Source organism: Wolbachia endosymbiont (group A) of Colletes cunicularius (genome assembly GCF_964264715.1).
Taxonomy (GTDB): Bacteria; Pseudomonadota; Alphaproteobacteria; order Rickettsiales; family Anaplasmataceae; genus Wolbachia.
Genome location: NZ_OZ183471.1, coordinates 399,436 through 422,680 on the forward strand (window position 1 = coordinate 399,436; position 23,245 = coordinate 422,680).

A 23,245-nucleotide genomic window follows, 5' to 3' on the forward strand; every position below is an offset into this window, starting at 1 on the left:
AGTGGAGTTTCATGGAAGATACAGTAAAAATAACGACTGAAGAGTTAAAGGGTTACATAGAGAGAATCGAAAAACTTGAACAAGAAAAGAGGGATGTGCAAGATCACATTCGTGATGTATATGCAAAAGCCGCAGATGAAGGTTGGGATACAAAAGTGATGAAACAAATTATTAGGCTGAGGAAGATGGATGATGATGACAGAGAGGAACAGGAAATATTGCTTGATACCTATAAACGTGCATTGGGAATGAACTACGAAGAAGAGTTAAGTGAATAGCAGAATTGTAATTGGAATAAGTGGAGCATCTGGTTCTATTTACGGTGTACGTATTTTAGAGGCGTTAAGGAATATTAATAGATCTCTTGTCCAAGTAGCTGACACTGGGATCCAGGGAAAAAGAAATATAGATTCCAGCGTCACGCACTGCAAATTTGGTTATGAAACTCATTTAGTGATAAGTCGTGCTGGAAAAATAACTCTAGCTCATGAGATTAAAGAAAAACTTGAAGATATTACATCACTTGCAGATTTTTACTATTCTGAAGAAAAAATAGGAGAAAAAATAGCAAGTGGCTCATTTAAAACCTCAGGAATGATTGTAGCACCATGCTCTATGAAGACAATGTCTGAAATTGCATCAGGTGTTACTTCCAATCTATTGACAAGGGCTGCAGATGTAACGCTAAAAGAAAGAAGAAAATTAATTCTTATGGTGCGAGAGTCACCACTACATCTTGGGCATTTACAAAATATGTTAAAATTAACGGAGATGGGAGCAATAATTGCTCCACCAGTGCCTGCTTTCTATATTAAACCAAAATCGTTGGATGATATTATTAATCATTCTGTTGGCAAAGTATTGGATTTATTTGATATCAAATTACCTGACTTTAAGGAGTGGCAAGGAAGTGACAATTATTATTGATGGTAAAAAAATAGCAAACGACCTATGTGAGAGGCTATCACAAAAAATTGATATTTTAAAGAGAGAGTATAACGTTTTTCCTTGCCTGAAAGTAATTCTCGTGGGCAGCAATCCAGCAAGTCAGGTTTATGTTCGCAACAAACAGAAAAAAGCAGAATCAATAGGCATAAGTTCTGAGACCATTGTTTTGCCTAATAATATTTCAGAAGATGAATTGATTGAAAAAATCAATGAGTTAAATGAAGATCGATCTGTGCATGGCATTTTAGTACAGTTGCCTTTACCAAATCATATTAGTGCAAGCAGAGTAATTAACGCAGTAAGTATTGAAAAAGATGTAGATGGCTTCCACGATGAAAACGTTGGTAGATTAGTTAAAGGTGAAAAAAACTGCCTTATACCTTGCACTCCTAAAGGTTCTTTGCATTTAATTAAATCAATTGAAGAGAACCTTTCCGGTAAAAACGCAGTGGTGATTGGTAGGTCAAATATCGTGGGCAAGCCAATGTTTCACCTATTGCTGCAGGAAAATTGCACTGCTACCATCTTGCACTCACAGAGTAAAGATTTAGCTGAATATTGCTCTAAAGCGGATATAGTAGTTGCAGCAGTCGGAAAGCCAAATTTTGTTCAAGCAGACTGGATAAAGAAAGGTGCAATAGTGATCGATGTTGGCATAAATAGTGTTAATGTAGGAGAGCTTGTAGGTGATGTTGACTTTGAGGGAATAAAAGGGAAAGCCAAAGCTATTACCCCAGTACCCGGAGGTGTTGGCCCAATGACAATTGCATTTCTAATGATGAACACTGTTATTGCTGCTTGCTTGCAGAAGGGAGTTGATGCTTCTAATCTCATTAGTTGAGGTATGAAGAGGAAAGCTATATGAAGATAGAATGTACCACATCTCACAATTAATAAAAAATTAAGATTTTTGAAATTCATCAGTAGTCAAATTTATTAAATATTTAGGATCATCATCTATTCTTTTTTCTCTACAAACGTGAATTCTGGATAAAGGAGAATAGAAAAGGCAAGAAAACAGGGTAAACTCAGCAGTGATAAAAAAATAGATGAGGTTACCCATGGAAGATATAACAAAACTGTTTTGTTTGGTCGATGATTTTTGCAGAGATATAGAGAAAAATTTTGCAGATAAACTACTGCCAAATGGTAAAAACCCCACAAGAACAACGGAAATTGAGCACTCCGAAATCATGACAATAATCCTGCTATATCAACAATCTCCGTGTAAAACTTTCTATCTACATTACCTAACGTTGCTCTACAAATCAGAGTTTCCAAAGTTACCTTCATATACCAGGTTTGTTGCTCTAAAGCCTAGGGTTTTGTGGCATTTAGCAATGTTGTTGCATTGGCTTTGTGGACAGTCAGAAAACACTGGAATTTCATATATAGACACAACTCCCATTGCAGTTTGTCATGCAAAAAGAATATCCAAAAACAAAGTTTTTGCTGGAATTGCAAAATTAAGCAAGAGCACTTACGGCTGGTTTTTTGGTTTCAAATTACATATGGTAATCAATGAAAATGTTGAAATTCATGCACTTACGCTAACAAAAGGCAATGTTGATGATAGGATACCTGTGCCAAATCTGACGGAAAAATTAATCGGTCTTTTGTTTGGTGACAAAGGTTATATTGCAAAAGAGCTTTTTCAGAAGCTGTTTGACCGAGGTTTGAAACTTGTTACCAAGGTGAAAAAAGGTATGAAAAATACATTGATTTCGCTAAATGAGAAGATTTTACTGAGAAAAAGGTCTATCATTGAGACTGTTTTTGGTTACCTAAAAAATAGACTAGAAATTGAACACACTCGCCATAGATCCCCTGTTAATTTTTTGGTTCATATCTTTTCTACTCTCATTTCCTATTCCATCAAATCCACAAAGCCTTCTATTTCCTATACTTTCTTCCTTCCTTAATCCAGAATTCGCGTTAAAAGCGTTGAACAGAGTGGACAAAAAAAGACTACTGAAGCTTCTGTGCAAACAGATACACAGCCATCAAAGCACGATTCACAAATCGTTAGTCCCTCAGTGAGCAAGAGTTCTGTAAAAGAGAAGCCCAACACTGAGCCGGACAAAAAAGATAACACACCTCAACCACAAGAAAATCAAAAAGAAGAAGGGTTTTTGAGTTTTCTGAGAGCCTGTCTTCAAACTAAGTAGAAAGGAGTTAAGAAGTGTGTTATAAGATATATTTTAAATGTACCCAAGCGATATAAGTGACAAAGAATGGAAGATAATAGAGCTATATTTTGAACCTAAAAAGACCGGTAGACCAAGAAAACATAGTATTAGAACAATTATTAACGCAATCCGCTATATGATGAGAACAGGATGTCAATGGAGACAACTGCCTAAAGATTTTCCACCATGGAAAACAGTGTATAGTTGTAATTAGCGATTGAAAAAAAGTGGAATATGGCAAGAGATTCATGATTTTCTAGTTAAAAAAGTAAGAGAGATAATTGGTAAGAATGAAACTCCATCAGTGGGAATAATAGATAGCCAATCAGTAAAAACTACTCAAAAAGGGGATCCAGAGGATATGATGCTGGCAAGAAAGTAAAGGGTAGAAAGCGCCACATCGTTGTAGATACTGTAGGTCTTGTAATTGCTGCTGAAGTACAAAGTGCAAGCATTCAGGATCTTGATGGTGCACTAAATCTTTTTGTTCAAGCCAAATGCAAAGCTCCAACATTACATAAGTTTTTTGCTGATCAAGGATACACAGGTAAATTGCAAAACCTCTGCTTATTGGAAACTGGATGTTTATTGACGATTACCAAGAAAATAGTTGATACAGGATTTCAGGTTATTCCCAAACGTTGGATTGTTGAGAGAACCTTTGCTTGGCTCTCCAATTTTAGACGTATGAGTAAGGATTATGAGCATTCTCCTCTCACTTCAAAAAATAACATCTTCTTTAATATGATCACTATTATGCTTCACAAATTAGCTCATTCTTGAGTTTGAAGACAGGCTCTAAGCAAGCTACAACACAGAAGTGTTTGGTATTCAGAAAGCAAGACAGAGTGGCATAGACTTATTAGTTTACTACAAGCCCTTTTTCGTGTATAAATCTTCAGAAGATTCTAACAGAGGATTGTGTTGTTAACAAAGAGCAGAGTAAAAAGGGATCTAGTCTATGCCTATCAGATTTTGTCTTACCTTAAACTGGATGATCATACATATACTCACCTCTCGGTATGTTCTGAAGATCAAAAGTCGTTTTATATTTACCCATTTGGTATACGCTTTGACGAAGTGAATGAAAATTCATTGATGAGAGTATCACTAGATGGAAATGTGATTGAGGGTACAGAATATCAATATAATAAAACTGGCTATATAATTCATGGTTTTGTTTATCAAGCAAGGAAAGACATTCAAGCAATTTTTCACCTGCATACACCTTCTATTGTAGCAGTTTCCTCTCTAAAAGATGGACTACTTCCAATAAGTCAATGGGCACTGCACTTTTACAATAAAATCTCTTACCATAATTATAATTCCCTAGCACTTAGCAATACAGAAGGAAAGAGGTTAATAGCTGATCTGAAAGAAAATTTTGTCATGTTAATGCGCAATCATGGATCTATAACGTGTGGTCGGACTATACAAGAAGCAATGTTTTACACGTATCATTTAGAACGAGCGTGCAAAACTCAATGTTTAACGTTAGCAATGAATAGGGAGTTATCAATTCCAAGTGAAGAAATTTGCTCAAAAGCTGTAAAGGATCTCCTATCTTTTGAAAGCAATCTTGGTGAGAGGGATTGGCACGCATGGGTTAGACTAATTAAAAGTAAGTTGTAATAGGCTTTCGCACTACTATCTGTCATCCAGGTAGGGAGTCATACGCTTCAAGTTAAGAGGTTATGAGCAAATTTAGAGAGGTTAAAGTGGATACTCTGACCTTACCCAGAAAAAGTAGAGAGAAAGTTAAGACGTTTTTGGAGTAAAATAAAACGTTTTTTCAAAATATGGCAAATAGAAGGGGATATACAGCAGGATTCAAATTAGAAGCTGTTAAGCTGGTTAAAGAAACAGAAGTACAAAAATAGCAAAAGATCTAGGTATAGATGGCAGTATGTTAAGTAAGAAAATATGATGGAAAAATGCCAGAAGCATACGCATTTCCAGGCAAAGGCTCCTTATGACAAAGAGAGATTTGATCTAAAAAAAGAACTAGCAAGAGTAACAAGAGAAAGAGACATTTAAAAAAAAAGCCCTGACCAAACAAAAAGAGTAAAGTATTCTTTTATATAGAAATTGCTATAAAATACAGGAACTATGTAGGGTTTTAGACATATCTGCTGGTGGTTATTATAAATGGGTTGCTAAGGGAAAAAGCAGTAAGGAATTAGCAAGAGATGGGCTTCTAGCAGATATTCAAAAAAAGCATCCAAATGCAGATCCCTAAAATTCACGCTGAATTAAAAGCTTTAGGCAAAAATTATAACATCAAAACAGTACAAAGTGTTATGCAAGAAAATGGCATTAAAGCCAAACTTAGACGAAGGTTCAAAAATAAAAAACAGCAAATAAGCAACCGAGTTGTGGCTCCGAACACATTGGATCAAAAATTCACCACTGATCAGCCAAATAAAGTTTGGGTAAACGATATTACTTATATAAAAACTAAGGAAGGTTGTTGGCAGCAATAATTGACCTATATTCACGTATGATAGTTAATGAGTAGCTCAATAAATAAACAATTGGTTATTGACTCTTTATTGATGGCCGTTAATAAGCGCAAACCCGATAAAAATCTGCTGTTACATAGCGATCAAGGGTACCTCTCAAAATTACCAATTTCTATTGAATACAAAAAACATCATTTCCAGCATGAGCCATAAGGGATGTTGTTACGATAACTCTGTTGCAGAAAAGTTCACTCAAAAGAGAGCTGCTTATTCTCGCTCAACAAACCAGAACTGCCATATTTGAATACATAGAAATCTTTTATAACAAACAACGTAGGCATTCTACTATTAATTATTGCATTCCTGCACAATTTGATGCATCATTCTCATGACAAAAACGTCTTAACTTTCTCTCCACTTTTTCTGGGTAAGGTCAGATAAAGTAGAACCACCAAGTGAAAAATATATGCTAATTAGTACAACATCAGAGCTGGAAGATACGTGCGAAGAATTAATAGCAAAAAAGCCGAAATTTATAGCAGTTGACACGGAGTTCATTAGAAATAATTTAACCTACTACCCAAAATTATCGTTAATTCAAATTTCTTACGGAGAGAAGAGTTTTATTGTAGACGCATTAGTGCCAGAAATTGATTTATCATTCATTAAGAAAATAATGCTAAATCAAGGGATAACCAAAGTGTTTCATAGCTGCCGGCAGGATATAGAATCCTTACTCACTGTGTTTAAATGTATTCCCACTCCCATTTTTGATACCCAAGTTGCCGCTATGTTTTGTCATTATTATCATGACTTTATTGGTTACTCAAAAGTAGTAGAGCAATATCAAGGAGTAGTGCTGGATAAAATTAAAGCTAAAAATTCAGATTGGTTAAGGCGTCCGTTGTCCGAGGATCAGTTAGACTATGCAATAAACGACGTGGTACACCTATATGACTTATACCAAATATTGTGCAATAAACTTGAAGAAAATAATAGGATGTGTTGGTTTCAAGAAGAGATGGAATCAATAGTTAATATAAATAAGTATTTACATAGTCCAAAAGATGCATGGAAGAGAATTAAATTTAATTATGAAGCAAATCCAAGATTGGTATTAACTGTTAAAGCAGTTAGTGAATGGCAAGAGACCTTAGCACAGCGCTATAATATGAATCGTAATAAAGTAATTAATAATGCTGTAATAGCTGGTTTTATTGAAAAAAATGTAGAGCATGTTGATGAGATTTTAGATGATCTCAAGAGGAATGCAAAAAATATAAAAGATGCAGATTTACTAGAGTTTGTGAATATTTTTAATGAAAATGAAAAAAATTGGATGCAGCAAAACAACATCTTACCGAATAATTATGACAAATCTGTATTCGATATACTCTCAATTATTTTAGATAGTAAATGTAAAGAAAGTAACATATCAAGGAAATTAGTTTCTTCAAAAGATGAGTTAACCGGGTCAATATCTGGGCAGATAGATAAACTATTCAAGGGGTGGAGATACGATTTTTTTGGCAGGTCAGTTGAATCATTTTTGAACACAAGCTCAAAATTTGAGATTTCAGCAGTGAAATCCGCAAATAATACAACTAAAATTCGGAGTAATTTGGTGGAGAATAACTGTTGCTAAAGTAACTTAGATTGATCGACAATCGTCATTCCGCTGCTTGTTAGCGGGATCTAGAGATATCGCGGCGGTATGGCGGTTCGCGGCAGTATGAAGATAACCTCGTCATTCCGCTGCTTGTTAGCGGCCAAGAGATACCGAGGCGGTATGACGTAGAGCTACGTGTTTAGGTTTAATGAATCCACTATATCTTTTACTTGAGAAAAAACATACTCTTTGCTTACACTGGTGTCGATAATAAAGTCACTCATCTTCCTTTTCTCCTCAATAGATAACTGAACATTGAAGATTAAATTTAGCTTTTCTTTATCTATGTTGCGTTTGTTAAGTCTTTGAGCTTGCACAACGCTATCTGCATAGATAAAAATAATAAGGTCACAGTATGAATGAAATTTTGTTTCTAATAGAAGTGGCACATCTAAAACTAAAAGCTTTCTATCGATCTTTTTTTCCTTGGCAATAAAAAATTCTAATTCACGCAGCACAGCAGAGTGAATCAAAGATTGAAATTGTTTCCAATTTTCATCGTAGGCTAAGAAATATTTAGACAGTACTGTTCTACCTATTTCACCATTGACTACCACTCCAGGAAAATTTTTTTCTGCATAACTTATTATGCTTTTATCCACTTTATAAAGTTGGTGTACAACAGAATCAGCATCAAACACAGCAGCACCAAACTCTTGAAAGCAATTAGCTACAAAGCTCTTTCCTACCCCAATTCTGCCTGTTAGACCTATGATCATATAGCAAAATACATTAGACTTCTTTCGAAACTATATTACAGTAGCTGCTGTGTCTACTCAAAACCCAAATTTGGCTATGCAGAGGCTCTGATGATATAAGAAAAAATAAACAGCTATTATTTTTTTAGTAATTAAGTAAAATAGAGTGAAAGATTGCGAGAAAGTTTTGAAAAATAAGATAAAAAAGATAGTAATCTCAGGAAAGGAAGTGTGGCCAATCATTGAGGGCGGCAAAGGCATCGCAATCAGTGATGGAAGGTCAAGTGGAGCATTTGCTGCAGCAGATGCTGTGGGTACGTTTTCTGGTGCAAATGCTAAGCTTATTGATGATAATGGTGAGTTAGTGCCGCTGATTTACAAAGGCAAAACAAGAAATGAAAAACACAGTGAATTGATTGAGTATAGTATTAAAGCTGGAATCAGTCAGGCAAAAATAGCGAATGAAATATCAAAAGGTCATGGAAGAATACATATGAATGTGCTTTGGGAGATGGGAGCAGCAGAACGCGTGCTTCATGGCATATTAGAAAAAGCAAAAGGCTTAGTTCATGGTATTACCTGCGGTGCTGGTATGCCTTATAGGCTTGGAGAAATTGCAGCTAAATATCAGGTTTATTATTACCCTATTGTCTCATCGGTGCGTGCTTTTAAAGCATTATGGAAGCGTACTTACCAAAGAATATCTTCCTATTTGCTTGGTGGAGTAGTGTATGAAGATCCATGGCTTGCTGGAGGGCACAATGGACTCAGTAACAGTGAAGACCCAGAGCTACCACAGGCTCCATTTGAAAGAGTTGCAGAGCTTAGATCTTTCATGAACGAGATCGGTCTTTCAGAAACACCAATTGTTATGGCAGGAGGAGTGTGGCATTTGAAAGATTGGGAACATTGGTTTGACAATCTGCAAATTGGACCAATAGCTTTTCAGTTTGGCACTCGTCCACTTTTGGCGAAAGAAAGCCCAATTTCTGCAGAGTGGAAAAAGAAGCTACTCACTTTAGAAGAAGGTGATGTATTTTTAAATAAATTCAGTCCAACAGGGTTTTACTCATCTGCAGTAAAAAATAACTTCATACGTGAGTTGCAGAAACGGAATTCACGTCAAATAAAGTTTTCAGAAAATGCCAGCGAAGAATTTAGTAGTGAATTTGCAATGGGTAGCAGAGGTAGGAAGGTCTACCTTACTTCAAAAGACAAAGAGCTGGCAAATACATGGACTAAAGCAGGGTATACAGAAGCAATGAAAACTCCAGATACAACTGTTATTTTTGTGACGCCAGGCAAATTTGCAGAGATAAGACAAGATCAAATCAATTGTATGGGATGCTTAAGTCATTGTTTGTTTAGCAATTGGAAGGATCACGGCGACCATTCAACAGGACGAAAGCCAGATCCACGGAGTTTTTGTATACAAAAAACACTGCAAAACATTATACATGACGGCAATATTGAAAATGAACTCATGTTTTCCGGGCACAATGTGTACAAATTTAAGCAAGATCCGTTTTATGAGAATGGCTACGTACCGACAGTAAAAGAGCTGGTGGAAAGGATATTAACTGGGTATTAAGTTATGGTTGATTTGACAAGAAGACGTTATTTTGTTATAATAAGTATTTATTAATTTAGTCTTAACTTAAGAGGGTATTTATGGTAGCAAGTGATAGTGTTTTAAAAAGGTATGCGTTAGCCTATATAAAAAAATCTGGTAGTAGCAGGAATGTTGAAGAGTTTTTACAATTTTGTAGTACGCAAAATATCACAGACTGGAATGATGGGGATTTGTGTGCCGTAGAAGCATAAAGGATGCTCAGACAAAGAGCAAACTAAGTGCAAAAGCTACATAATAGATGAGGGTGGGCCCCTCAAAGCCGGTTTACAAGAGCAGGCTTTAAACAACCGTAAGCTGCTTTGATAAAGAGTCAAGGTAGTGAGAGTTACGGAAAAGGCACAATTATGTGTCATGTGTTAAATAGAGAGACGAACGCAAGTGAACCACTGATGAAGTGTCGAAACATCAAAGGTGACGTCAAAACCAGGGGGTAATTTCTAACTTGGGATAAACCTATCGGAAACTTGTTTACTGGGTAGGTGGCGTCCGGCATAAAGGTGGCGTGAATCTATTTTGGGCTATTGTGTGGAACTACGGGAACCTGTCGTTTCGATGACAAGGGAGAAATCCAAGAAGCTAAACTTCAAGGATGAGAGTACCGATGCGAAAAACAGGGGCGCGTAGTAGTGAAGAAATTTCTGTAATGGAAATGGAGCGAAGGGGCTGAGTTATTCAGTTTTATTAGTTGGGCAACCAGAAATGGGAGGAACTGACAAATAAAACGAGGCCATCAAATATATGACTGATGGCTGAATAATGGGAGCTGTGTGAGTCGAGAGGTTCATGCACAGTTCTGCGACTTACTATTACCCATAAATCTATAGCTAACCGAAATAAGGTTTCCTCAAAGGAGTGTAAAAAGGTATAATACTGCTTTAATTAAGGTAGAATGATGGCAAGCCATATAGTGAGGACCTGAGGGAACGAGTTTTAAAAGTGGTTGACGAGAAAAAAATGACTATGGAAGAAGTAAGCAAGATGTTCAAAATTGATAGAAAAACTATATACTGGTGGAGGAAAAGAAGAGAAGAAACAGGAAGTATAAAACCGTCTTCAGGCTACCAAAAGGGACATAGTCATAAAATTAAATACTTAGATGGCTTTGTCAAATTTCTGGATGAAAACCGAGATATTACGGTTGAAAAAATAATTGAAAAATTTGGCAACATGTGCAAAGACACAGTCTACAATTATCTTAAAAAAGTAAACTATACATATAAAAAAAACTTTTCTTTATCAGGAAAGGAATGAAGAGAAACGCAAGGAGTTCATAAAAAAAATAGAAGGAATAGAAAAAGAAAACTTGATATTCATAGATGACTCTGGAGTAGAAGACAACAGATTTTATGAATATGGGTGGTCTCAAAAAGGCAAGAGGTTATTTGGGAATGTTCAAAAAAGTGTGTCAAACCGCATTTTTAGTTCAACTCAATTTTCAATCTATCTGGAAAGAAAATATCAAGTTGAGACATAGTTAAAGCCCAATTAGGCAGAGCCATAGTCCATTTTTGCTCTACCTTCTTTATAGCACAATATACCTGTTTATACAAGGCATTTGTGCTGGTAAATGAGCCCTTGGTTTTAGTGAATTTTCTGATCTGTCTGTGCAGCCCCTCAATTGGATTTGTGGTGTAAATTAGCCTTCTAACTGGGCTAGAATACTTGAAATAACCAGATAAATTTTCCCAATTGTTCTGCCACGATTTTATAACTAAAGGATACTTTTCTCCCCATTTTTCTTCCAGCTCAAGTAAGTAATTTTCAGCAATTTCTTTACTTGTAGCACGATATATTTTTTTCAAATCATTCATGAAAACTTTCACATCTTTGCTGGATACATATTTTAGTGAATTTCTTATCTGATGCACTATACATAGCTGTACTTCTGCTTTAGGAAACGCACTATTTATAGCTGCAGGAAAGCTTTTTAGCCCATCTACACATGCAATCAGAATATCTTCTACTCCTCTTTCTTTGAGGTCATTTAGCACTCCCAACCAAAAGTTAGCTCCTTCACTTTCAGCCAAATAAAAGCCCAGGACTTCTTTTCTGCCATTTTGGTCTATGCCCAATATATTGTACATACATTTACTTACGCAATGTCCATTCTCTTTGACCTTAAAGAACATCCCATCCATAAATACTATCGGGTATACTGATTGCAGTGGACGACTACGCCATTCATTGATTATAGGCAGTAATTTGTCGGTAATACTTTATATCTCTGCCGCCGATATTTTGTGATCATAAATTTCCTCAACGTGTGACGCTATATCTCTATAGCTCATACCACTGGCAAATGTGCTCAAAATCTTCGTTTCAAGCTCTGGATGTAAGCTTGTTTGCCTTTTTTTGACTATTTGCGGCTCAAAACTTCCTTCTCTATCCCTTGGCGTCAAAAGTTCAAATGAACCGGCACTTGTCCGTAAAGTCTTTCCATTTCTCCCATTTCTTCGATTATTCTCTTCACTTTCAGCTAATAAGTGGTTTTCTATTTCACCTTCCAAACTTGCCTCCAGCAGCTTTTTTATAAATGGTGTTAATGCTCCCTCCCTTCCTGTCAACGGTCTTCCTTCTCGTATAGACGACAGGATATTTGTTTCCAACTCTTTATAATCTACCAATCCGTTAGTTCTGTTTACTACTTTCTGACTCATTGTCAAACCTCCATTTTTTTATATCAATTTATTACTTTTTTTTCGGTTTGACACACTTTTTTGAACATTCCCCACTTCAAAAAACAACATCTTCTTTAATATGATCACTATTATGCTTCACAAATTAGCTCATTCTTGAGTTTGAAGACAGGCTCTTAGAAATAGTTATCGTTATTATAGAGTTTATATACAGAATTTATGTTTCTAAATTACATAATATCTTAACTATAAAAATAATTTTCTATATAATATTTCATATGTTTTAAAGCTTTATTTTTATGTTATTATAAATGTAAGTTTCAAGATTGAAAATAATATGGTAAGTATTAACACAAAAAAACAGCCAGCAGGATTTTTCATATATCTCTCTGGTCTTTCAGGAAGTGGTAAACTTTCCACAGCAATAGAATTGTCCAATATGATAGACGCATTAATTGTAAATAGTAAGTTCTATAACAATGTTCAAGTTTGCTCTATATACAATGGTGTCTTTGAACGTGATCAAATACCTAAAGAAGTTCAAGATAGAATATATGACATTATGCAAATTATGCTTCAGGTAATAGAAAATTATCCGATTCACTCAAAAAATTACATATTTATTGATGGGTTGATGGAAAATAATGACCAGAACATGAGGATGTATGATTCAATAGTAAGGCTTAGTAAAAAAATGAACACAGAAATCCTTCCTGTGGTACTTAGGTGTGATCTACCGACATTACAAAAGCGTATTGCATTAAAAAGGCAAAGAAAAAATAGGAAGGTGACTAATGTAAATAGCATGATAGAGCAATTTAGGATTAACAATTTATTTATACCACCGAGTGCCATAGAGATAGAAAATTCAGATATGAGTATAAAAGAAGTAGCTCAAGAGATAGTAAACCAGATGCACAGGCTTAGCCACATTGTATGTACGCGAAAGAATAGTCTATAATGATTTCATATACTGAGGCTCATTTAAATATAGAGCCTCAACTTCATTTAATTTTTGCTTGTTCTTCAGTCTATAATGAACCAATAGTCCTGCATGGCTAGCATTTAAATTGCAATCCATATGTGTAATGCAGTCACTGCTTGTAGCGTGACACTTGGATCCAGGGTCACGTGCTGCAGTTGGACCAGATAGCGGCAATAAATTGAAATCAAATAACTGTGTATAAAACCCTTGAGCATTTTTGATTATAGCTCTGATATTTTTTTTGCTATTCGTACAAAGCAAAGATATTGTGTAAGCTTGAACTTCCAGCGCATTAACTCCGTATAATGGCTTATTTGTAGCAAGATTTATACCTTGTGCTGCTGATATACCAACTCTAATTCCAGTGAAACTTCCTGGTCCAACTACTACCGCTAAATGATCTATTTTATCATAATTATAATTGTGCTTATCAAACAAAGTATTCAGAATTTGAAAAAATGATTCTACATGATTGTTGCTGGCGGAATTGCGCTCTACAAAACAATTACCATCACAATCAACTATTGCTATTGAACTACCAGTACCTACAGTATCAATCGCTAAAATAGACATTACTTAAGCTTATCATAGAGTTTTGTAAACATCATAGTAAAGGCACCATTACCCATAACATTTGCTGAAGTGATTATTGGATCAAACACTATATACAAGGCTGTGATTAATGAAAGCATTTCTGGAGAAAATTTGAGGTATTTCTCAAGAATAGGTAGCATTACCATAATTCCTCCTGCCGGCACTGCAACGATAGCAAACTTAAATAACAAAAAATAGAGAAGAAAAGTTACATAGTCCGTTGTGGACAATAAATAACCAGAAGTAATTACCATCGATAATATTATAACAAAAAAGCAATCACCTACTAAATGGAAGCTAGCAGTTATTGGTATAACAGACGATGCTATATCAGGTTGCTTTACATTTTTTTTGCTTCCTCCAAGAGTAAGCGGCATAGTTGCATTACTAGACATTGTGCTCATTGCAGTAATAAATGCCGGTATCATATTGCTTATACTAGCTATCCAGCTTGTGATCTTGAATGAATTTGCTGCTCCATATAAGAGGAAAACATAAAGGTAGGTTGCAGATGCTATAATAATGAAAATTATTGAGTAATCCTTAAATATTATAGATAAAACTTGATCATGCTGCATTTTTAAAGCAAGCCCAAGTACAAATATTGGAATAATCGGCGTCAAAAACTTCTTCAAAATAAAGAGAGTTAAATCTAACATTTTGTTCGAAAGCTCTTTGCTTTTCTTAGGTAGCAGTATAGACACTACTATGCTGGACACAAATCCACAAGCAAGAGCATGAAAGTTAGAAAGGAGTAGCGGAAGCCTAAACGACCATAAAGGAACAATTGTTTCTTCATACGTTATATCTTGTATTGAATAAGTGTTTTGTATGATAAAATGCCCAACAGAATAAGCTATTAAACTTGAAGCCAGATTCGATAAGAAGATCATTATAATAAGTAACAATATAAACTTTATAGCTGACTGCTTAAGATTGTTAACACTGCTAAAGATTAACGCAAAAATAATAAAAGGCATTATAAATAGCAAAACCTCTTTTATACTCAGGCTCGTTGAGTACAAGAAGGTTTTTGCTTCCATTGGAACTAAATGACCAAAGAATGCAACTGAAGTGATGACCGTGAGTAAGATTAATAGTTGTAGCACGTTCTTATATACCAATGTCCTATGGACATATATATGGTAAGTTAGTTGTTAAGTAAAGCAAAACTGCCTATTGCTACGAAACATTATGAAAGACAAGCAACTTTTGTTACTCCCGCGCGTACTGCACGAATATTATCTATTAGAGCCTGTCTTCAAACTCAAGAATGAGCTAATTTGTGAAGCATAATAGTGATCATATTAAAGAAGATGTTGTTTTTTGAAGTGAGAGGAGAATGCTCATAATCCTTACTCATACGTCTAAAATTGGAGAGCCAAGCAAAGGTTCTCTCAACAATCCAACGTTTGGGAATAACCTGAAATCCTGTATCAACTATTTTCTTGGTAATCGTCAATAAACATCCAGTTTCCAATAAGCAGCGGTTTTGCAATTTACCTGTGTATCCTTGATCAGCAAAAAACTTATGTAATGTTGGAGCTTTGCATTTGGCTTGAACAAAAAGATTTAGTGCACCATCAAGATCCTGAATGCTTGCACTTTGTACTTCAGCAGCAATTACAAGACCTACAGTATCTACAACGATGTGGCGCTTTCTACCCTTTACTTTCTTGCCAGCATCATATCCTCTGGATCCCCTTTTTGAGTAGTTTTTACTGATTGGCTATCTATTATTCCCACTGATGGAGTTTCATTCTTACCAATTATCTCTCTTACTTTTTTAACTAGAAAATCATGAATCTCTTGCCATATTCCACTTTTTTTCAATCGCTAATTACAACTATACACTGTTTTCCATGGTGGAAAATCTTTAGGCAGTTGTCTCCATTGACATCCTGTTCTCATCATATAGCGGATTGCGTTAATAATTGTTCTAATACTATGTTTTCTTGGTCTACCGGTCTTTTTAGGTTCAAAATATAGCTCTATTATCTTCCATTCTTTGTCACTTATATCGCTTGGGTACATTTAAAATATATCTTATAACACACTTCTTAACTCCTTTCTACTTAGTTTGAAGACAGGCTCTAAGATAGCAGCTTTTTCTCCTTTTAGATTTATGGGTAATAGTAAGCGCTAACACGTAGCGGGATGACGATTGTCATTTAGCCATAAATGTTTAATAAATTCACCAAACGAAAAAAAAAAGATACCGTCTCGCTAGTCAACAAGAAAATTATAAAAATTGAATCTCAAGCTGTATTGTAAAATCAAAAAGTACTTCCTATTCATATCCTGTGTAGCGGTATACAGATTATAGTTAATGTATATGTTGATAAGTTTCGTTGGAACGAAAAAGATTTAGTAGCTTACGAAGAAAGAATAATGGATCTACGCAAAGAAGAAGCCATTCTTGAATACAGACTTGATCTTGCTACTGAAAAAGGTAAAAAAAATTGGTAAAGAGGAAGGGAAAATTGAAGTCGCAAAAGCAATGCTGGCTAATAATGTTGATGTCAACACTATTGTTAAGTTTACTGGCCTCTCCATGAGTGAGATCAAAGAATTGCAGAATTAAGTGTGAATGGTTACAGAGTAATTTCAAAGTGCATTTGCAGTTGGACTGGCTGAATGGATATATTTAATGAAAGTCCCATTTCACGGTGTTCAAATCTACTCCTTCTTGTACCATCTCCCAAAGTGGGCTCATTTCTCTCAGTCGGCCAATATTTTTAGCAACAAGATCTGCTGCGTACAAAACTTCTTCTTTAGTTGTAAATCGGCCTAGGCCAAATCTAATTGATGAATGCTCAAGGTCGTGGCCATTATTTAGCGACCGTATGACATAGGAAGGCTCAAGAGACGCAGACGTGCACGCAGAACCAGAACTTACTGCTAAATCCTTGATTGCCATGATGAGAGACTCACCCTCAACATAGGGAAAGCTCAAGTTTAGGTTGCCAGGAATTCTATTTTCATAATCACCATTTAAAACGATATCAGGAAATGCTTCTTTTATCTTATTGTACAAAATATCTCTCAGTCCTTCCAATTTGCTTGCTTCTGTTTCCATTTCTTCTTCAGCAATACGTGCCGCTTCACCAAAACCAACTGCAAGAGGTGTTGGAACTGTTCCAGAACGCATACCTCTTTCTTGTCCACCACCACTAATCAATGGTATCAGCCTAACACGAGGATTCTTTCTACGGACATATAATGCGCCTATTCCCATAGGTCCATAAATTTTGTGGCTAGAGAGACTCATAAGATCAATGCACATCTCATTAACATCAATTGGAACTTTTCCAAAGCTTTGAGCTGCATCTGTATGGAAAAATATATTATGCTTTCTGCATATTTTACCAATCTCCTTTACAGGCTGAATTACTCCGATTTCATTATTTACCATCATCACTGAAACCAGGATTGTTTTATCAGTAATTGCTTCCTCAAGCTTTGATAAATCTATAATTCCGTTTTGCTTAACAGGCAAATATGTAACTTTAAAGCCTTCATTTTCCAGATGCCGACAAGAATCCAGAACACACTTATGCTCCGTGCAGACAGTTATTATATGATTTCCTTTATTTTTGTAAAAGTGAGCAATGCCCTTGATTGCTGTATTATTTGACTCAGTTGCACCTGAGGTAAAGATAATTTCTTTGCTATCTGCGTTCACCAGATCAGCGATGTGTTTCCTTGCTTTTTCCACTGCTTCTTCAGCAGTCCAACCAAATGAATGGCTGCGAGAGTGTGCATTACTGAACTCACCAAAATAAGGTATCATTACCTCCAAAACACGGGGATCCACTTTAGTAGTAGATTGATAATCAAGAAATATTGGTAATTTTATTTTAGTATCATGTATTTTCTTACTTGCAACATTCATAAAGCTACCACAGAGACAAAATTTACAACTATTTAATAGCACTAAAACTTAATTTTTTCAAGGTATAATCTTGCATCAACAAACATTTTCACCAAAGGGATGTGTGTATGACGCTGGTTCACTCTGTGATGGTGTCATTCCAGCGCCCCTATGATGTCATTCCAGTACCTTGACTACTTAGATCCAGGAAACTTAACTCTACACCAAGTAAATGTACAATAAGAACTAGATTCCAGACTGGAATGACAGCAGTCCTACGTCATGCCACCGCGGTATCTCTTAGCCGCTAACAACTTACTATTACCCACAAGTATAGAATGAATGAGCAAGTCTCCATCCTTCTGCTAAATCAAAGAGACGTTTCCATCCCTTCCACAAAGCTATAGGGCCTGGTTCTAAGTCATTTTTGCGAGCTAAAAACCCTCCTAACTTGGCCACCCACCTCACAATTTCTCTTATAGGTGGTGGAGTCTCAGGATAGTTTTTTGTCTTAAGCATTTTGGTATATAAAACCTTCCATTCGTCATCAGTCAGTATGACAGTGCAAGAAAGATTCGGATTTGTTCTAGCTACCAATGTGATAAAAAATATTCTCCATGCAATTATACTCATAATTGTAAGAAAGCGGATCAATCTATCTGCTGTTTGGAGCCTACATTCTTCAACTTTAAGACCGGATTTCAAAATTTTATGAAAAACCTCTATTCTCCATCTTAAGCAATACCATTGTATTTTTTCTACTGCTTCTTCAAAATTATTAATATTTATATTTGTTAACAAAATCCAGTTCATGGGCTCTTCGCCAAATGGGGGATATTTTTCTATAACATAGACAGCATTTAAATTTAAATTAGGAAGTTTTTGCGTTTTACGTCTAGCGTTGTTTTTTGATGCATTCATCACAAAGTTACTAAACTTTACTTCTATAGCTAACCGAAATAAGGTTTCCTCAAAGGAGTGTAAAAAGGTATAATACTGCTTTAATTAAGGTAGAATGATGGCAAAGCCATATAGTGAGGACCTGAGGGAACGAGTTTTAAAAGTGGTTGACGAGAAAAAAATGACTATGGAAGAAGTAAGCAAGATGTTCAAAATTGATAGAAAAACTATATACTGGTGGAGGAAAAGAAGAGAAGAAACAGGAAGTATAAAACCGTCTTCAGGCTACCAAAAGGGACATAGTCATAAAATTAAGTACTTAGATGGCTTTGTCAAATTTCTGGATGAAAACCGAGATATTACGGTTGAAAAAATAATTGAAAAATTTGGCAACATGTGCAAAGGCACAGTCTACAATTATCTTAAAAAAGTAAACTATACATATAAAAAAAACTTTTCTTTATCAGGAAAGGAATGAAGAGAAACGCAAGGAGTTCATAAAAAAAATAGAAGGAATAGAAAAAGAAAACTTGATATTCATAGATGACTCTGGAGTAGAAGACAACAGATTTTATGAATATGGGTGGTCTCAAAAAGGCAAGAGGTTATTTGCCGATAAACCAGGGTTTAAAAGAAAGAGGGTAAGCATAATAGGAGCACTAAATGAGGGAAAAGTTAAAGCTTCCTGGGTAATTGAGGGCTACTGCAACAGCGAGATTTTTGATGCTTATGTAGAAAATATACTTGTTCCTATATTAAAACCTGGACAGACTATTGTTCTCGATAATGCAAGCTTTCATAAATCTGCAAGAACGAAAAATTTGATAGAAAATGTTGGGTGTAAAATTTTGTTCTCGCCGCCATACTCACCGGATTTAAATCCGATTGAGAAGTTCTGGTTTGCCATTAAGCATGCCATAAGAAAAGTGCTGCCAAGCTTTTGGCCCAATATTAATTCGGCTATTGATTTTGTCTTTCAGCTCTCGGGGAAATCTTACTTCGGTTGGCTATAGATACATTAGGCCTAATCAATGTAGCTGACGTTCATAGTGCAAGCATTCAAGATCGTGACGGCGCTCTGAATCTTTTTTCTCAAGCTAAACAGAAAACTCCAACATTACAGAAGTTTTTTGCTGATCAAGGATATACAGGTGAGCTTCAAAATCGCTGTTTTCTGAAGACAGGATGTCTACTCACAATTGCCAAAAAAGCTAGTGATTCTGTAGGGTTTCAGGTCATTCCTAAACGATGGATTGTTGAACGCTTGGCTTTCGAATTTTAGGCGCATGAGTAAGGACTATGAACACTCGCCACTTACTTCAAAAACTAATATCTTCTTTGATATGATTACTATTATGCTTGCTAAATTACCCGTTTAAATCTTTTCAAGACATGCTCTTAGAAATTTCAGAATTGTGTTGTAGCTCCGCTTCTTGTATATCTTGATCCATTTTGGCCTGTAATTTTTTACTGATCTCACCAAAATCTTTGGATAAATCCCTATGAGCAAGATATTTTAATATAACAGGTAAAGCTAGCGCATTTTCTTTATAAAGTGAAGACAAAAGCTCTAAAGCGAAAGAATTAGGTATTGCTTTTCTTGGTAAAGTTAAAATTAAAGTTGAATCGTAGGGATACTCGATAACTAACTTTACTGAAGAATCTTTGAATCCTTTTCGATCATCTATATGAAATACCCTTTCAGCAAAGAAGTTTTCTAATTTCTCAAAAGGACAACAGTTTTTCTCTAATTTTACTTTTATAATACTACTTAACATTGCAACCTCACTAATTATTTTATGCACGCAGTTTAACACTATTTTAATAATGTGTCAAATTAGTAAAAATATTAACTATATCATTTTATTAATAAAGCTTTGGCTTCTTTAATAAAAAGCAATCTAAGATAGACGGCTGCTAGAAAATCTCATCGCTGCCTTTTTGTCAACAGTGGTATTAGACTTCAAGTTACTGCAAAAAATGTTTTAAAACATAATTGACTTTATCTAGTTAATACTCCAAATTATAAAAAAACAGATAGTTCTATGATGACAAGTCTATTACAAGGCAAAAAGGGGTTAATAACTGGAATAATAAATAAGAGATCAATAGCATACGGTATAGCAAAAGCTCTCTCAGAGCACGGGGCAGAACTTGCAATCACCTACCAGAACGAAATAGTAAAAGAAAAGTTATTACCGATAGTAGATGAATTAAATGTGGAGCTAATATTACACTGTGATGTTTCAAATACAGAAATCATAGATAACGCTTTTGAAATAATAGAGAAAAAATGGGGTACTCTTGACTTTTTGGCGCATGCAATAGCATTCTCCGATAAAAATGAGTTAGATGGTAAATATGTCAATACTTCACTGAATAACTTCCTCAATGCAATGCATATATCGTGCTATTCTTTCACTGCTTTAGCGCAAAGAGCTGAAAAAATGATGTTAAATGGTGGTAGTTTACTTACTTTATCTTATTATGGTGCTGAAAAAGTTATGCCAAATTATAACGTTATGGGTTTATGTAAAGCAGCACTTGAAGCAAGTGTAAAATATATAGCATGTGATCTTGGACCACAAAATATCAGAGTAAATGCCATTTCCGCTGGTCCAATCAGAACTTTAGCATCTTCTGGAATAAGCGATTTTCACTTCATATCAGAATGGAATAGAAATAATTCTCCGCTTAGACGCAATGTTACAATAGAGGATGTTGGCAAGGCAGCACTATACTTATTAAGCGACTTAAGCAGTGGCACTACTGGAGAAATTTTGCACGTCGATTCAGGATATAACGTTGTGGGAATGAAGGTGGTTGACTAACAAAGCGCTAGTTTCTTCGGGTTCATACACAACTCTATCAGGAGTTTTGTGACTGTGATTGCGGAAAACATCGAGCATAAGATTCCTATTGATAAAGTAACGGAAAAACCTCTTATTGCTCCACTGCCAATAATGAACATTATTCCTGCGGCAATTAATGTAGTGATATTTGAATCCAGTATTGTCTTTATAGCGTTTTTAAACCCTTCTTCAATAGCACGTTCCACTCTCTTGCCAGATTTGATTTCCTCACGAATTCGCTCAAATATTAAAACATTTGCATCCACCGCCATACCGACAGTGAGTGCAATACCGGCAATTCCAGGTAAAGTTAGAGTTGCTTCAAGCAGAGTAAGAATTGATAATATAAGAATTACATTAGAAAAAAGCGCAATAGAGGCTAATACACCTAATTTGCCGTAAGTGATAATTATAAATAAAGCCACGGCTATAATAGAGATTGTTGCTGCCATTTCCCCTGCCTTTATTGATTCTTCTCCAAGGCTTGGACCAATGTTTTTTTCTTCAATTATTTTAAGTGGCGCTGGCAGTGCTCCAGATTTTAAAAGTATTGCAAGTTCGCTTGCTTGTTTTTCAGTAAAATTACCGCTAATTTCTCCCTCTCCATTTAAAATTGGCTCACGTATTGTAGGTACTGTTAAAACTGTGTTATCCAGAACAATTGCAAAAGGTTTTCCCACATTTTCTTTAGTGATTTTCGCGAATCTTTTACTCGCTATGCTGTCAAATTTAAAATGCACTGTTGGTTTACCTAAGTGACCAAATCTAACTGATACATTAATCAGTGCATCACCACCTATTTCAGTTTTGCGGAATATTGGATAAGAATTACCTAAAGAATCCTTGAGCATGACAGTAGTTTCGTAATCTATATCCTGCACCTTGGCTACGTTAGTGTTTGCCAAGTGGAAAGCTAGCTTAGCAGTTTTGCCAAGCAGAGATTTTATCTGTTCGGTGTCTTCTACTCCAGGCACCTGCACTAATATTTTATTCTGCCCTTGTTTTTGAACGCTGACTTCCTTTGTGCCAAGTTTGTCCAAACGCCGCTGGACATTGTTTATTGATTCTGCAGCTACTTCACTGATCAAAGAATTTTTATAATGGGGTTTATACGAAATGAGAATTGAAGAATCTTTTCTATTTAGCTCTAAATTTGGATTTATTGCATTAATCAACACAGATGCTTTTTTATAGTCATCAATATTATTTAAAGTTACAATTACTTGTTCGCTATTTTGTACGTTAGATTCAATATTTTTTGTTAGCAATGTCTCTTTTATCTCACCTGCTAGCATGCCTAGCTTTTCCTTAAAATAGAAGTCTAAGTCTATGTTTAGAAGCAAAGATGCCCCTCCTTTCAGGTCAAGGCCTAAGTTTATTCTTTTTTTCGAAATAAAAAGCTTATTATCAAAGAAATTTGGCAGTGTTATGTATAAAGCAAGTAAACAGATGCATAACACTGAAAAAGATTTGACTATAAGCCTGTTGTACATAAGTTGTAGGTTTAAAATTGCAGTGTAAGTTAAAAATAGATTTTTGTAAAATTCTCTGTTGCCTAAATAACCTATGGTGTCATCCAAGTAGCTATAGAAACGAAAAACTTCCTTGACAAGTTTCGCCAGCCCCCTTATCATAACAGTGAAGCTATTTATTTATCTTCGCAATCTCTGCAGTGGATTAATGACAAAAAACTTAATGTATTTGGCGTAAATCATGCTTAATTTTTGCACTGTGTGCACCTCATGTCTTTATAAAACTTCTAGGTTTCTACCTATATAAGCTGAAACGCGCTTATAAAGCGTTTA

At 35.4% G+C, this 23,245-nt stretch carries 29 protein-coding genes and 3 pseudogenes; 21 read left to right on the top strand and 11 right to left on the bottom strand.

Features of this window, described 5'->3' with window-relative positions; all coding sequences use genetic code 11:
* Positions 1-11 precede the first annotated feature (11 nt).
* The 11 genes from ACFELZ_RS02250 (at position 12) to ACFELZ_RS02300 (ending at position 7,244) form a co-directional block, all read left to right on the top strand.
* Positions 12-278, top strand: a complete 267-nt coding sequence (locus ACFELZ_RS02250) for a DUF2312 domain-containing protein (protein ID WP_375316416.1) — start codon at positions 12-14, stop codon at positions 276-278.
* Entirely contained in the window at positions 271-927 is a 657-nt protein-coding gene (locus tag ACFELZ_RS02255; RefSeq protein WP_375316417.1) for a UbiX family flavin prenyltransferase, read from the top strand. The genes ACFELZ_RS02250 and ACFELZ_RS02255 overlap by 8 nt, the downstream gene beginning before the upstream one ends.
* On the top strand, positions 911-1,789 hold the full coding sequence (gene folD / locus ACFELZ_RS02260; RefSeq protein ID WP_375316418.1) for a bifunctional methylenetetrahydrofolate dehydrogenase/methenyltetrahydrofolate cyclohydrolase FolD: 879 nt from the start codon (positions 911-913) through the stop codon (positions 1,787-1,789). Before ACFELZ_RS02255 ends, folD begins: the two co-directional genes overlap by 17 nt.
* A gap of 220 nt (positions 1,790-2,009) precedes the next feature.
* A complete protein-coding gene (locus tag ACFELZ_RS02265; protein WP_375315786.1) occupies positions 2,010-2,870 on the top strand; it encodes an IS982 family transposase in 861 nt (286 codons plus the stop codon).
* Positions 2,871-3,153: 283 nt separating this feature from the next.
* A complete protein-coding gene (locus ACFELZ_RS02270) occupies positions 3,154-3,351 on the top strand; it encodes a transposase (RefSeq protein ID WP_375315805.1) in 198 nt (65 codons plus the stop codon).
* A 3-nt stretch (positions 3,352-3,354) separates the two neighbouring features.
* Positions 3,355-3,519, top strand: coding sequence for a hypothetical protein (locus ACFELZ_RS02275; protein ID WP_375315781.1), 165 nt, complete (start codon positions 3,355-3,357; stop codon positions 3,517-3,519).
* Between the two features lie 17 nt (positions 3,520-3,536).
* Positions 3,537-3,920, top strand: coding sequence for a transposase (locus ACFELZ_RS02280; RefSeq protein ID WP_375316621.1), 384 nt, complete (start codon positions 3,537-3,539; stop codon positions 3,918-3,920).
* Positions 3,921-4,058: 138 nt separating this feature from the next.
* Positions 4,059-4,769, top strand: coding sequence for a class II aldolase/adducin family protein (locus ACFELZ_RS02285; RefSeq protein ID WP_253307196.1), 711 nt, complete (start codon positions 4,059-4,061; stop codon positions 4,767-4,769).
* 593 nt (positions 4,770-5,362) lie between these two features.
* Positions 5,363-5,620: an IS3 family transposase gene (locus ACFELZ_RS02290; RefSeq protein ID WP_264328803.1), complete on the top strand. Its 258-nt coding sequence runs from the start codon at positions 5,363-5,365 to the stop codon at positions 5,618-5,620.
* A 215-nt stretch (positions 5,621-5,835) separates the two neighbouring features.
* Positions 5,836-5,991, top strand: coding sequence for an IS3 family transposase (locus ACFELZ_RS02295; protein WP_375316419.1), 156 nt, complete (start codon positions 5,836-5,838; stop codon positions 5,989-5,991).
* Between the two features lie 74 nt (positions 5,992-6,065).
* Positions 6,066-7,244: a ribonuclease D gene (locus ACFELZ_RS02300; RefSeq protein ID WP_264731940.1), complete on the top strand. Its 1,179-nt coding sequence runs from the start codon at positions 6,066-6,068 to the stop codon at positions 7,242-7,244.
* Positions 7,245-7,399: 155 nt separating this feature from the next.
* On the opposite strand, the gene coaE is transcribed toward ACFELZ_RS02300, so the two are convergent.
* Complete coding sequence (coaE, locus tag ACFELZ_RS02305) at positions 7,400-7,987, bottom strand: dephospho-CoA kinase (protein WP_375316420.1); 588 nt, start codon at positions 7,985-7,987, stop codon at positions 7,400-7,402.
* 166 nt (positions 7,988-8,153) lie between these two features.
* Here coaE and ACFELZ_RS02310 point away from each other — a divergent pair, with 166 nt between their 5' ends.
* The 4 genes from ACFELZ_RS02310 (at position 8,154) to ACFELZ_RS02325 (ending at position 11,073) form a co-directional block, all read left to right on the top strand.
* Positions 8,154-9,557 (top strand): NAD(P)H-dependent flavin oxidoreductase, encoded by a 1,404-nt coding sequence (locus tag ACFELZ_RS02310; protein ID WP_375316631.1) that lies wholly within the window; start codon positions 8,154-8,156, stop codon positions 9,555-9,557.
* A gap of 80 nt (positions 9,558-9,637) precedes the next feature.
* Positions 9,638-9,790, top strand: a complete 153-nt coding sequence (locus ACFELZ_RS02315) for a hypothetical protein (protein ID WP_375316421.1) — start codon at positions 9,638-9,640, stop codon at positions 9,788-9,790.
* A gap of 745 nt (positions 9,791-10,535) precedes the next feature.
* Positions 10,536-10,850, top strand: a complete 315-nt coding sequence (locus ACFELZ_RS02320) for an IS630 transposase-related protein (protein ID WP_375316331.1) — start codon at positions 10,536-10,538, stop codon at positions 10,848-10,850.
* Positions 10,851-10,902: 52 nt separating this feature from the next.
* Positions 10,903-11,073 carry a hypothetical protein gene (locus ACFELZ_RS02325; RefSeq protein ID WP_375316422.1) on the top strand — a complete coding sequence of 57 codons (171 nt, stop codon included), beginning with the start codon at positions 10,903-10,905 and terminating at the stop codon, positions 11,071-11,073.
* Here ACFELZ_RS02325 and ACFELZ_RS02330 read toward each other — a convergent pair.
* A pseudogene (locus ACFELZ_RS02330) lies at positions 11,018-12,256 on the bottom strand (IS256 family transposase). The gene ACFELZ_RS02325 and the pseudogene ACFELZ_RS02330 overlap by 56 nt on opposite strands.
* Before the next feature lie 316 nt (positions 12,257-12,572).
* Between ACFELZ_RS02330 and ACFELZ_RS02335 the strand changes: the two are divergent.
* Positions 12,573-13,196 carry an AAA family ATPase gene (locus tag ACFELZ_RS02335; RefSeq protein WP_375316423.1) on the top strand — a complete coding sequence of 208 codons (624 nt, stop codon included), beginning with the start codon at positions 12,573-12,575 and terminating at the stop codon, positions 13,194-13,196.
* On the opposite strand, the gene tsaB is transcribed toward ACFELZ_RS02335, so the two are convergent.
* The 5 genes from tsaB to ACFELZ_RS02360 all read right to left on the bottom strand — a co-directional run bounded on the left by tsaB (position 13,191) and on the right by ACFELZ_RS02360 (position 15,848).
* Positions 13,191-13,793: a tRNA (adenosine(37)-N6)-threonylcarbamoyltransferase complex dimerization subunit type 1 TsaB gene (gene tsaB / locus ACFELZ_RS02340; protein ID WP_375316424.1), complete on the bottom strand. Its 603-nt coding sequence runs from the start codon at positions 13,791-13,793 to the stop codon at positions 13,191-13,193. The genes ACFELZ_RS02335 and tsaB overlap by 6 nt on opposite strands.
* Positions 13,793-14,923, bottom strand: a complete 1,131-nt coding sequence (locus ACFELZ_RS02345) for a cation:dicarboxylate symporter family transporter (RefSeq protein WP_375316632.1) — start codon at positions 14,921-14,923, stop codon at positions 13,793-13,795. The genes tsaB and ACFELZ_RS02345 overlap by 1 nt, the downstream gene beginning before the upstream one ends.
* Before the next feature lie 158 nt (positions 14,924-15,081).
* Positions 15,082-15,540, bottom strand: a complete 459-nt coding sequence (locus ACFELZ_RS02350; protein ID WP_375316633.1) for a transposase — start codon at positions 15,538-15,540, stop codon at positions 15,082-15,084.
* Positions 15,483-15,647: a hypothetical protein gene (locus ACFELZ_RS02355; RefSeq protein WP_375315781.1), complete on the bottom strand. Its 165-nt coding sequence runs from the start codon at positions 15,645-15,647 to the stop codon at positions 15,483-15,485. The genes ACFELZ_RS02350 and ACFELZ_RS02355 overlap by 58 nt, the downstream gene beginning before the upstream one ends.
* 3 nt (positions 15,648-15,650) lie before the next feature.
* Positions 15,651-15,848, bottom strand: a complete 198-nt coding sequence (locus ACFELZ_RS02360) for a transposase (protein WP_375315805.1) — start codon at positions 15,846-15,848, stop codon at positions 15,651-15,653.
* Positions 15,849-16,151: 303 nt separating this feature from the next.
* On the opposite strand from ACFELZ_RS02360, the pseudogene ACFELZ_RS02365 reads away from it, so the two are divergent.
* Positions 16,152-16,398, top strand: a pseudogene (locus ACFELZ_RS02365) (transposase); the annotation flags it as partial.
* 63 nt (positions 16,399-16,461) lie between these two features.
* Here the strand turns inward: ACFELZ_RS02365 and ACFELZ_RS02370 are convergent.
* Both ACFELZ_RS02370 and ACFELZ_RS02375 read right to left on the bottom strand, forming a co-directional pair.
* The gene (locus tag ACFELZ_RS02370; protein WP_375316425.1) at positions 16,462-17,709 is read right to left on the bottom strand and encodes an IscS subfamily cysteine desulfurase; all 1,248 of its coding nucleotides are present in this window, start codon (positions 17,707-17,709) and stop codon (positions 16,462-16,464) included.
* A gap of 300 nt (positions 17,710-18,009) precedes the next feature.
* A pseudogene (locus ACFELZ_RS02375) lies at positions 18,010-18,636 on the bottom strand (IS4 family transposase); the annotation flags it as partial.
* A gap of 67 nt (positions 18,637-18,703) precedes the next feature.
* Here ACFELZ_RS02375 and ACFELZ_RS02380 point away from each other — a divergent pair.
* The 3 genes from ACFELZ_RS02380 to ACFELZ_RS02390 are packed head-to-tail and all read left to right on the top strand — an operon-like array spanning position 18,704 to position 19,870.
* The gene (locus tag ACFELZ_RS02380; RefSeq protein ID WP_375315796.1) at positions 18,704-19,066 is read left to right on the top strand and encodes a helix-turn-helix domain-containing protein; all 363 of its coding nucleotides are present in this window, start codon (positions 18,704-18,706) and stop codon (positions 19,064-19,066) included.
* A 19-nt stretch (positions 19,067-19,085) separates the two neighbouring features.
* Positions 19,086-19,601 (top strand): IS630 family transposase, encoded by a 516-nt coding sequence (locus ACFELZ_RS02385; protein WP_375316634.1) that lies wholly within the window; start codon positions 19,086-19,088, stop codon positions 19,599-19,601.
* A complete protein-coding gene (locus ACFELZ_RS02390; RefSeq protein ID WP_375316035.1) occupies positions 19,592-19,870 on the top strand; it encodes a transposase in 279 nt (92 codons plus the stop codon). The genes ACFELZ_RS02385 and ACFELZ_RS02390 overlap by 10 nt, the downstream gene beginning before the upstream one ends.
* 103 nt (positions 19,871-19,973) lie before the next feature.
* On the opposite strand, the gene ACFELZ_RS02395 is transcribed toward ACFELZ_RS02390, so the two are convergent.
* Positions 19,974-20,366 carry a hypothetical protein gene (locus tag ACFELZ_RS02395; protein ID WP_375316426.1) on the bottom strand — a complete coding sequence of 131 codons (393 nt, stop codon included), beginning with the start codon at positions 20,364-20,366 and terminating at the stop codon, positions 19,974-19,976.
* 267 nt (positions 20,367-20,633) lie between these two features.
* On the opposite strand from ACFELZ_RS02395, the gene ACFELZ_RS02400 reads away from it, so the two are divergent.
* Complete coding sequence (locus ACFELZ_RS02400) at positions 20,634-21,419, top strand: enoyl-ACP reductase (protein WP_375316427.1); 786 nt, start codon at positions 20,634-20,636, stop codon at positions 21,417-21,419.
* Here the strand turns inward: ACFELZ_RS02400 and secD are convergent.
* Entirely contained in the window at positions 21,416-22,933 is a 1,518-nt protein-coding gene (gene secD, locus ACFELZ_RS02405) for a protein translocase subunit SecD (RefSeq protein ID WP_375316635.1), read from the bottom strand. The genes ACFELZ_RS02400 and secD overlap by 4 nt on opposite strands.
* Positions 22,934-23,245: the final 312 nt, after the last annotated feature.

Bases quoted from the DNA above. Each gene is read 5' to 3' on its own strand.
- ACFELZ_RS02335 (WP_375316423.1), top strand. From the start codon at position 12,573: ATGGTAAGTATTAACACAAAAAAACAGCCAGCAGGATTTTTCATATAT.
- ACFELZ_RS02360 (WP_375315805.1), bottom strand. From the start codon at position 15,848: ATGTACCCAAGCGATATAAGTGACAAAGAATGGAAGATAATAGAGCTA.
- coaE (WP_375316420.1), bottom strand. From the start codon at position 7,987: ATGATCATAGGTCTAACAGGCAGAATTGGGGTAGGAAAGAGCTTTGTA.
- ACFELZ_RS02315 (WP_375316421.1), top strand. From the start codon at position 9,638: ATGGTAGCAAGTGATAGTGTTTTAAAAAGGTATGCGTTAGCCTATATA.
- ACFELZ_RS02370 (WP_375316425.1), bottom strand. From the start codon at position 17,709: ATGAATGTTGCAAGTAAGAAAATACATGATACTAAAATAAAATTACCA.
- tsaB (WP_375316424.1), bottom strand. From the start codon at position 13,793: ATGTCTATTTTAGCGATTGATACTGTAGGTACTGGTAGTTCAATAGCA.
- ACFELZ_RS02290 (WP_264328803.1), top strand. From the start codon at position 5,363: ATGCAGATCCCTAAAATTCACGCTGAATTAAAAGCTTTAGGCAAAAAT.
- ACFELZ_RS02300 (WP_264731940.1), top strand. From the start codon at position 6,066: ATGCTAATTAGTACAACATCAGAGCTGGAAGATACGTGCGAAGAATTA.
- secD (WP_375316635.1), bottom strand. From the start codon at position 22,933: ATGTACAACAGGCTTATAGTCAAATCTTTTTCAGTGTTATGCATCTGT.
- ACFELZ_RS02250 (WP_375316416.1), top strand. From the start codon at position 12: ATGGAAGATACAGTAAAAATAACGACTGAAGAGTTAAAGGGTTACATA.
- ACFELZ_RS02395 (WP_375316426.1), bottom strand. From the start codon at position 20,366: ATGTTAAGTAGTATTATAAAAGTAAAATTAGAGAAAAACTGTTGTCCT.
- ACFELZ_RS02265 (WP_375315786.1), top strand. From the start codon at position 2,010: ATGGAAGATATAACAAAACTGTTTTGTTTGGTCGATGATTTTTGCAGA.
- ACFELZ_RS02400 (WP_375316427.1), top strand. From the start codon at position 20,634: ATGATGACAAGTCTATTACAAGGCAAAAAGGGGTTAATAACTGGAATA.
- ACFELZ_RS02270 (WP_375315805.1), top strand. From the start codon at position 3,154: ATGTACCCAAGCGATATAAGTGACAAAGAATGGAAGATAATAGAGCTA.
- ACFELZ_RS02380 (WP_375315796.1), top strand. From the start codon at position 18,704: ATGATGGCAAAGCCATATAGTGAGGACCTGAGGGAACGAGTTTTAAAA.